Raw genomic sequence first — 7,172 nt, 5'->3', positions numbered from 1 at the left:
ATATACTGTAGATAAAGGCCATATTGTGGAGTAACACTTATTTCGTAGTAGACCCGATACTACGCAATAATAGCTTTGGTGATTTTGCAAAGTAATGTACTGAAACAAGCTCTTCTGGGTGCTGGTGTAATATTTGCTATAAGGTATGAATTATTTCTGAATGATTATGAATAAATATACAATATTCATATATGCGAATTAAGGTACTAACGAGCAGGTTAGTTTAATAAAGATTTAAAATATGACTATAATTAATACTACTTACGAACAGGCAAGTACGTAGATATTAATTGTGGAAAGCCCTGTCATAAAAACTGTACGTAATAGATTGTTACACACCACCTTGTTGTATCCGCTCGAAAGAGTTTCAGGGGAAAGATAATATCATGAAAGCGATTCTCGCCTTTAAATCTTATGAAATGAAAAAACAGCCGGTCACTAGTCGGCTGTTTTAACGGGTATAGAACTTTTTTCACAAACTCCTTTGTTATTGAGTTGTTACTGATATTTGCAAATAAAGGTGAAAGCATTCATCACCTGATTCTTCTGTTTAACCAAGAATACTTTTGAAGTAAACTAATTCAGCAAAATAGTTAGGGAGCTTACTTAATATCAATTTTCCCGTTCAGATACCCTCCTGATGCCAATTTCGTTAGTAATCGGAGGTTTCCAGTTGAACCAATTTCTCCTAATTTAGTGTCGAAAATCTGATTAACGAACTCCTCAGCTTCGTCTAAATATTTTTTTCATCTTTCATCTGTAGTAGAAGGAACTTGAGTAAAATATTTCAAGGCACCATCTACAAAGCTTACCATTCCGAAAATGTTATCCCAAAGCATTTCAAGTACCTTTTACTGATTAGTTAAATCAAGATATGGGTCGAGTGCACCAAAGGTAAATAGAGAGAAAACGCGTTTATCTCTCAGCAGCCCTTCCCCTTCTTTATTGTATGCAAATCCTGAAATAAAGACTTTATCAAAATAGCCTTTTAAGAAACCGGGAGCTGAACACAAGCTATTCTTCTAAATGGCGCTCTCCCCAAGCGTACATATTTTGAAGGATCGGTACAAACTGCTGCCCCAGATCCGTTAAAGAGTACTCTACACGAGGTGGAACCTCTTTATAAATTTCACGATGTAATAGTCCATCATTTTCTAACTCTCTGAGTTGCTTTGTTAACATGGATTGTGTCATATCCGGGAAACTTCGATGCATCTCTCCAAATCTTCTTGGTTGTTCGGAAATATACCATAGGAGAATTAATTTCCACTTTCCCCCAATCACTTTTTGTACTTTGGATAGTGCGCAATCAGGCGAATACTTCATTGTTTTCTTCATATCTTCCCCTCCAAATGTATGTAGTATGAACTGTAAAGCTTGGAAACACACAATACAATGATTTTTGATAGTATATACTAAAAAACACAGTACTTGTTAAAATTGTAGTATTTAATTACGCTAATAATAACATAATTAGTTGGAATAATCATTCCAACATTTAATTTATTATTTTAATGATAATGGAGGAATAACGATTGAAATCATCCAAAAAGATGCTACTAGCCTCACAAAATTTAAGTTATGGATCCTCGGGTAGTGCTTGGAGATCAAAAGGGTCGAATCCATATCATTTTATGGATTCAGATTCCCTTGTAAATGTAGCGAAATGGTCGGAAAAAGGTAAGTTTCAATTTGTCTTTATAGCTGATCATCCTGCTTTACGTGAAGATTTAACCAATCATGCACCTTCTGCGACGCTTGATCCAATCGTTGTTACAAGCCAAATTATTCAAGAAACTGAAAAAATCGGGGTAGTCCTTACCCAATCAACCACATTCAATTACCCATATACTGTTGCACGTCAATTAAAGGCGCTTGATGTTTTAAGCAAAGGTCGTATCGGCTGGAATGCCGTTACCACAAACGATCCACGGACTGCTGCTAACTATGGAGAAAGAATTGCTGATCGTAAAAATAGATATGAACGTGCACATGAATTTATCCAAATTGTGCAGTCCTTATGGGGAAGCTGGGGGGAAGCTGCCTTAAAACTTGATACGGAAAAAGGAATATTTGCAGATGGTTCCCAAATCAAGCCCGTTAATTTACAAGGTAAATATGTTTCTTCGCGAGGTCCATTACCGATTCCACCGTCACCACAAGGACAGCCTGTTATTTTCCAAGCAGGAGGGGGAGAGGAGGGTTTAGAGCTTGCTGGTATGTATGCTTCCGGAGTTTATTCAGTTGCAGCAGATATAGATACAGGTCGAGAACATCGAAGAAACCTTGAACAGATAACTCAAGCTGCTGGGCGAAATGCAAATGAAGTAAAAATGTTTATGGGGTTGTTCGTTACTGTAGGCGATACGTATGAAGACGCACTGAATCGTCGAAAAGAGATGCTTTCCTTAATGTCTGATGAACTACTTGGTAAATTGTATTATTTATCGTCATTAGTTGGTGTATCAATTCCATACAATAACCTTCATCAGCCATTGCCGGAAGAAATACAAAATCGTTTAGTGACTGATCATTACCAGCTGCATTCGAAGCGGGCTGTTGAACTATTTAAAAAAGGGTTAACTGTTCATGATGTACTAGCACATGGCGTAACCGAATTTCACCACACTGTTCTTGGAACACCAGAACAAATTGCGGATGAAATGCAAGAAATTTTTGAAGCAGGTGCTTGCGATGGTTTTACGATTTGTGCAGACCAAACTCATGATGGATTGCCAGCATTTGTAGAAAAAGTTATTCCTGTTTTACAAAAGCGTGGATTGTTTCATAAAGATTATGAGGGGACAACCTTACGTGAACATTTAGGAGTGCCTTATCAATACGGTCGATTAAACGGTAACAACAATATAAAGGAGTAAAGTTATGATTAAACGATTATCCATTTTAGATATGGCACCAGTTGATTATGGAACTACTGGGAAAGAAGCTTTATTAAATACGCTACATTTAGCAAAGCAAGCTGATAAACTCGGTTATGAGCGTTTTTGGGTTACTGAGCATCATAATATATCAACTGTAGCAAGTGCCTCTCCCGAAATGCTAATTGGTCAAATATTAGCTGTTACAAATCGCATTCGTGTAGGTTCGGGAGGGGTAATGCTTCCTAACCATTCACCTTTAAAGGTAGCAGAGAATTTCAAATTGCTGGAAGCGTTTTATTCAGGAAGAATTGATTTAGGTATAGGACGTGCTCCGGGATCATCTAGTTTATCAGCACTTGCGCTCCGTCGCTCTAAGCAGCCCTATAATGCAGATGACTTACAAGCATTACTCCATGAGTTAGTAGGATATGATGCAAACCAACAGATAAAAAAGGAAAACCCATTTAGCGAAATAGTTGCAATGCCTGAAGAAGTACCGCTGCCACCAATATGGCTTTTGGGTTCTAGTTCATACAGCGCTCAATTAGCCTCTGCAGAAGCTTTGAGTTATTCTTTTGCCTATCATTTTAATCCAACAGGCGCTAAAGAGGCTATTTCACTTTATCGCAATCTTTATCGGAGAAATCACGGGCTGGATGCTCCTCCAGTTATTTTGGGTCTATCTGTAATTAGTGGTGAAACAGTTGAAGAAGTAGCAGTCCAAAAGAAAGTAATGTCGATAAAACATCTACAAAACGCAGGCGCTTTACGAAACGTAGATTTGTCAAATGTTGAAAGTATAACAATTCCACCACAGCTTCAATTAATGTCCGAGTCTTATCTTTCCACGTTAGTGATTGGAACATGGGATGATTTGAAAAAAAAGCTGGATGCCCTATCTAGTGAGTTAAATGTGGAAGAACTAATTATTACAACTACTCAAAGAGGTTTTGATACGCGTATAAAACTATATGAGAAGTTAGCTGAATTTTATGGGCTAAATAAATCAAAATATTAATAGGTTCTTTCTAAAACAGTAATTAATTAGCCTCTAATAATCAATGACATTTAATACGAAGTCTTCATTTGTAATTCTGTTGGTTGTAGTTCGGGTCTTACAATCTATACGAAAACGTTTGAACCTCAACAACATGTGAAGAATTGTACTTAAACTAAATTGTTCATATATACAGTATCAGCAGCGAAATATTGATATGATGCACCTTTTATCATTGTTTATATGTAAATGTAGAATGAGTGTTAAAGGACTTGACTTGGATCCTCTGTGGGTACGATTTGTCTTGAAAGGCTGAAGCAGGTGTTTCATAAGGCATACTAGCCTATCATACCCACCTCTCCAAGTAAAGTCCTATCTTTGTTTACGTTGAGAACTATATTTACTTACAGAATATAACGAGTAAACAAAGATAGAAAAGGGCTGTTTTTGTTTCTTTAGTTACGATGAATACGGTCAAAAATCATACTGTATATATGAAGAGCTTTAATACAACAAGGAATAAAATTTCAGAGCCCATAATATGCAAGAATTTATGCATTTCTTATATATTCAAGCTCTTTTTCCATTCAAAGCTGCCATAAACAGCATGTTTTGATTGCAAAATACATTATTAAAGGGAAGTATAGTGTAACTAATGTATTAGAAGAACAAATAAAAACAAGGTCTTTTGCTGCACAGTACAACGATACTATTCAACAGACTAATGTGATCTTCAACAATCAAAGCGCTGTTGTTGTAAATGGATAGCTACTTTTTTTATTTATTATGCAAAAGAAATTTGTTGATTTAGCAATGAAAGGATTGAATATGTTGGATAATCATGAACAGTCATATCTTCTCTATCAAAAAGGTCTATTAGAATTCGAGAAAAATGAATTTCAAAATGCTCTAAATTGTTTTATTAAATCCAATCAGTTGTCTGAACACTCAAGAACATATGCAAGAATATATGAATGTTTATTGAAATTAGGAAAAGAGTTGGAGGCAAAGCCATATATTAAAACGGCATACACTCAAAATCCTAAACAAGACAAGGTAGCTATTCAATACGCTGAATCACTTATATTGGAAGGGAAATCAGAATTAGCAATTGATATTATTGAAAAGATCCTAAGACGAAATAAAACTTATAATCCAGCTAGAAAATTACTCGAACAGATAAGATATGAAATTACCTAACTATAGAGAATCCAGGTTACCTGAGATAGAAAAAGAAGATTGTTGATTTAAATGAGCTATATAACAAATTTGAAAATTTAAGGGTGCTGATTCATAATAAGCTGAAAATTCCTCAATGAAAGAAGGTGTAGCTGATTTGATTGATTTACTAACGAATTTAATCCAAGATAAAACTTTGGATATTTATCCGCATTTTAAAGATTTTTGCCTTTTTAAAGAAAAGGGACTTAGGAAAGATGCCTTTAGATCGCTTAACCTTTTTATTAATGAGGCAGAGGCCTGGCAGCCTAAACAGAAAAAGGAATTTGCTCACTGGCTTTTTAAATTGTTTGAGGAATCAGTGGATATACAGGATGTACTAGTACATCCACTTGAGGAAAACATACTAAAACCAATTCTTGATGAGTGGTTGTATGAAAATCCAATAGACCCTCAACCATATAGATGGTACGGTTTATTCTTAAAAACAGAAAACCATTTAAAGTACCTTGAAACGGCACTAAGAATTGGTGGAAAGAGTGAACAAAAAGTATTAATGGCAATCATTAACTATTATCTTAATTTCCTTAATTTTTCTTTTCACCACATTTCTGAGGATGCCTACCTTGGCGATATTTCAGAGGATCAAGACATTGTTTTGAAAATCGAAAACCTTTCTAAAGAAATCACAAATCTTGATAGTAGAAAGCATGTAGCTGAAAGTGTAAACTACTACAAAAATCTGTTAAGCGATTGGATTGCTTTTAAAAATGAGGGTAAAAAAGGTTTTCTTAAATGGTGTGCAGATAATGGTAAAGAATATGGATGGACTAACTCATATTATTATGACTAGTTAGTGATGATAATAATGTTATTCAACAATAAAAGCGCTATGGTAGAAAAAGGATTGCTGTTTGACGTTCCTTTATTGTAGTGTAGCAGTTAAGAATAGGAAGAAACAGGTGATAAAACACTGTATGGAGAATATTATATATTGATTTGGGGTATTAACGGGGAGTATGAAGGTCTTATTGTTAGTGACAATACCGAACTCAAAATTTAGAAGAACTTATCTGTGTTGTTATCTACTATCTAAAGAAATGGGGTTAAGTAATTATGAAGAACCATTACACTAAAAATGTTTGGTTAAAACTCTTCCGTATTAGTAGCTTCCTTTAAAAACAGTGGAGGAATAGATGAAAAACCGATTCAAAAGATCGTTATTAAACTAGCTTTTGAATCGACCTCTCTTCTATTACTTTTTATTCTGGAAATAGTTTAAAGCTTCTTTTAGTTTCATTATTTCTTCATTTTTTTCTTTGAGTCTTGCTTTTAAAATATTAATTCGAAAAAGTATTATTATAACTATTATAAGCATAATAATCCATTGTGGATCAAAACTTATTTCCATATTCTCACTCCTTTAATATGGCGGAGTATAATAATAACCGCTTTGAGAGCTCTGGTACCTTCCTTTATCATCATAATACACTAATGTATAGTCGAATCTCCAACGATCATTAGGAAAGGTGTCCACCTGTGAAACACATTGATAAGTATCAACTTTCCACCCTATAAGGGGTAGCGTCAGGAAAATGCGGATTTACAACGATAAGCCTATTTTCCTGACGAATTCTCTATTTTTAACAACGTTAAGAAAGTTTCAATGGTCTTAAAGAATCTAACGAAACTATTTTATCGGAATTAAAATGGTATTCTCCTAATAAATTAATATGTTCCCAACCTAGAGGTGACATATGGTGCAATAATTCTTCATTTAAACTATCTGACCGTTTTTGATATTCAACTGCTTTTGTTAGATGTAAAGTATTCCAGATACTGATGGCATTGATGATTATGTTTAAGGCACTGGCTCTTTGTAATTGATGCTGTATGGTTCGTTCCCTAAGCTCTCCTTGCTTTCCGAAGAAAATAGCTCGTGCCAGTCCATTCATAGATTCTCCTTTATTCAATCCTCTTTGTATTTTTCTTCTTAAAGATTCATCTGAAATATAATTAAGAATAAAGATCGTTTTTTCTATTCGGCCCATCTCACGTAAGGCTGTAGCTAGGCTGTTTTGTCTTGAATAAGAACCTAATTTCCCCATAATAAG

At 34.8% G+C, this 7,172-nt stretch carries 8 protein-coding genes; 4 read left to right on the top strand and 4 right to left on the bottom strand.

Going from position 1 to position 7,172, the window contains the following annotated elements; all coding sequences use genetic code 11:
- Positions 1-851 precede the first annotated feature (851 nt).
- Together COD11_RS28095 and COD11_RS25865 are read right to left on the bottom strand one after the other, a co-directional pair.
- Entirely contained in the window at positions 852-1,013 is a 162-nt protein-coding gene (locus COD11_RS28095; RefSeq protein ID WP_098799755.1) for an NAD(P)H-dependent oxidoreductase, read from the bottom strand.
- A gap of 1 nt (position 1,014) precedes the next feature.
- Positions 1,015-1,338 carry a winged helix-turn-helix transcriptional regulator gene (locus COD11_RS25865; RefSeq protein ID WP_098799754.1) on the bottom strand — a complete coding sequence of 108 codons (324 nt, stop codon included), beginning with the start codon at positions 1,336-1,338 and terminating at the stop codon, positions 1,015-1,017.
- Positions 1,339-1,535: 197 nt separating this feature from the next.
- Here COD11_RS25865 and COD11_RS25860 point away from each other — a divergent pair, with 197 nt between their 5' ends.
- From COD11_RS25860 to COD11_RS25845, 4 genes are all read left to right on the top strand, one after another.
- Positions 1,536-2,879, top strand: coding sequence for an NtaA/DmoA family FMN-dependent monooxygenase (locus COD11_RS25860; RefSeq protein WP_218012766.1), 1,344 nt, complete (start codon positions 1,536-1,538; stop codon positions 2,877-2,879).
- A gap of 4 nt (positions 2,880-2,883) precedes the next feature.
- Positions 2,884-3,900 carry an LLM class flavin-dependent oxidoreductase gene (locus COD11_RS25855; protein WP_098799753.1) on the top strand — a complete coding sequence of 339 codons (1,017 nt, stop codon included), beginning with the start codon at positions 2,884-2,886 and terminating at the stop codon, positions 3,898-3,900.
- A gap of 810 nt (positions 3,901-4,710) precedes the next feature.
- On the top strand, positions 4,711-5,079 hold the full coding sequence (locus COD11_RS25850) for a tetratricopeptide repeat protein (RefSeq protein ID WP_176551256.1): 369 nt from the start codon (positions 4,711-4,713) through the stop codon (positions 5,077-5,079).
- Between the two features lie 115 nt (positions 5,080-5,194).
- Positions 5,195-5,911 (top strand): hypothetical protein, encoded by a 717-nt coding sequence (locus COD11_RS25845; protein ID WP_255301715.1) that lies wholly within the window; start codon positions 5,195-5,197, stop codon positions 5,909-5,911.
- Between the two features lie 402 nt (positions 5,912-6,313).
- On the opposite strand, the gene COD11_RS27200 is transcribed toward COD11_RS25845, so the two are convergent.
- A complete protein-coding gene (locus COD11_RS27200; RefSeq protein ID WP_176551255.1) occupies positions 6,314-6,469 on the bottom strand; it encodes a hypothetical protein in 156 nt (51 codons plus the stop codon).
- A gap of 241 nt (positions 6,470-6,710) precedes the next feature.
- Positions 6,711-7,172, bottom strand: a 462-nt coding sequence (locus tag COD11_RS25840) for a Tn3 family transposase (protein WP_141549759.1), incomplete at its 5' end; no start/stop codon positions are given.

Source organism: Bacillus sp. AFS040349 (assembly GCF_002577655.1).
Classification (GTDB): domain Bacteria; phylum Bacillota; class Bacilli; order Bacillales; family Bacillaceae; genus Metabacillus.
The sequence above is the reverse complement of the archived record's forward strand: the minus strand, read 5'-3'. Positions and strand labels throughout refer to the sequence as shown.

Bases quoted from the DNA above. Each gene is read 5' to 3' on its own strand.
- COD11_RS25865 (WP_098799754.1), bottom strand. From the start codon at position 1,338: ATGAAGAAAACAATGAAGTATTCGCCTGATTGCGCACTATCCAAAGTA.
- COD11_RS25855 (WP_098799753.1), top strand. From the start codon at position 2,884: ATGATTAAACGATTATCCATTTTAGATATGGCACCAGTTGATTATGGA.
- COD11_RS25845 (WP_255301715.1), top strand. From the start codon at position 5,195: ATGAAAGAAGGTGTAGCTGATTTGATTGATTTACTAACGAATTTAATC.
- COD11_RS27200 (WP_176551255.1), bottom strand. From the start codon at position 6,469: ATGGAAATAAGTTTTGATCCACAATGGATTATTATGCTTATAATAGTT.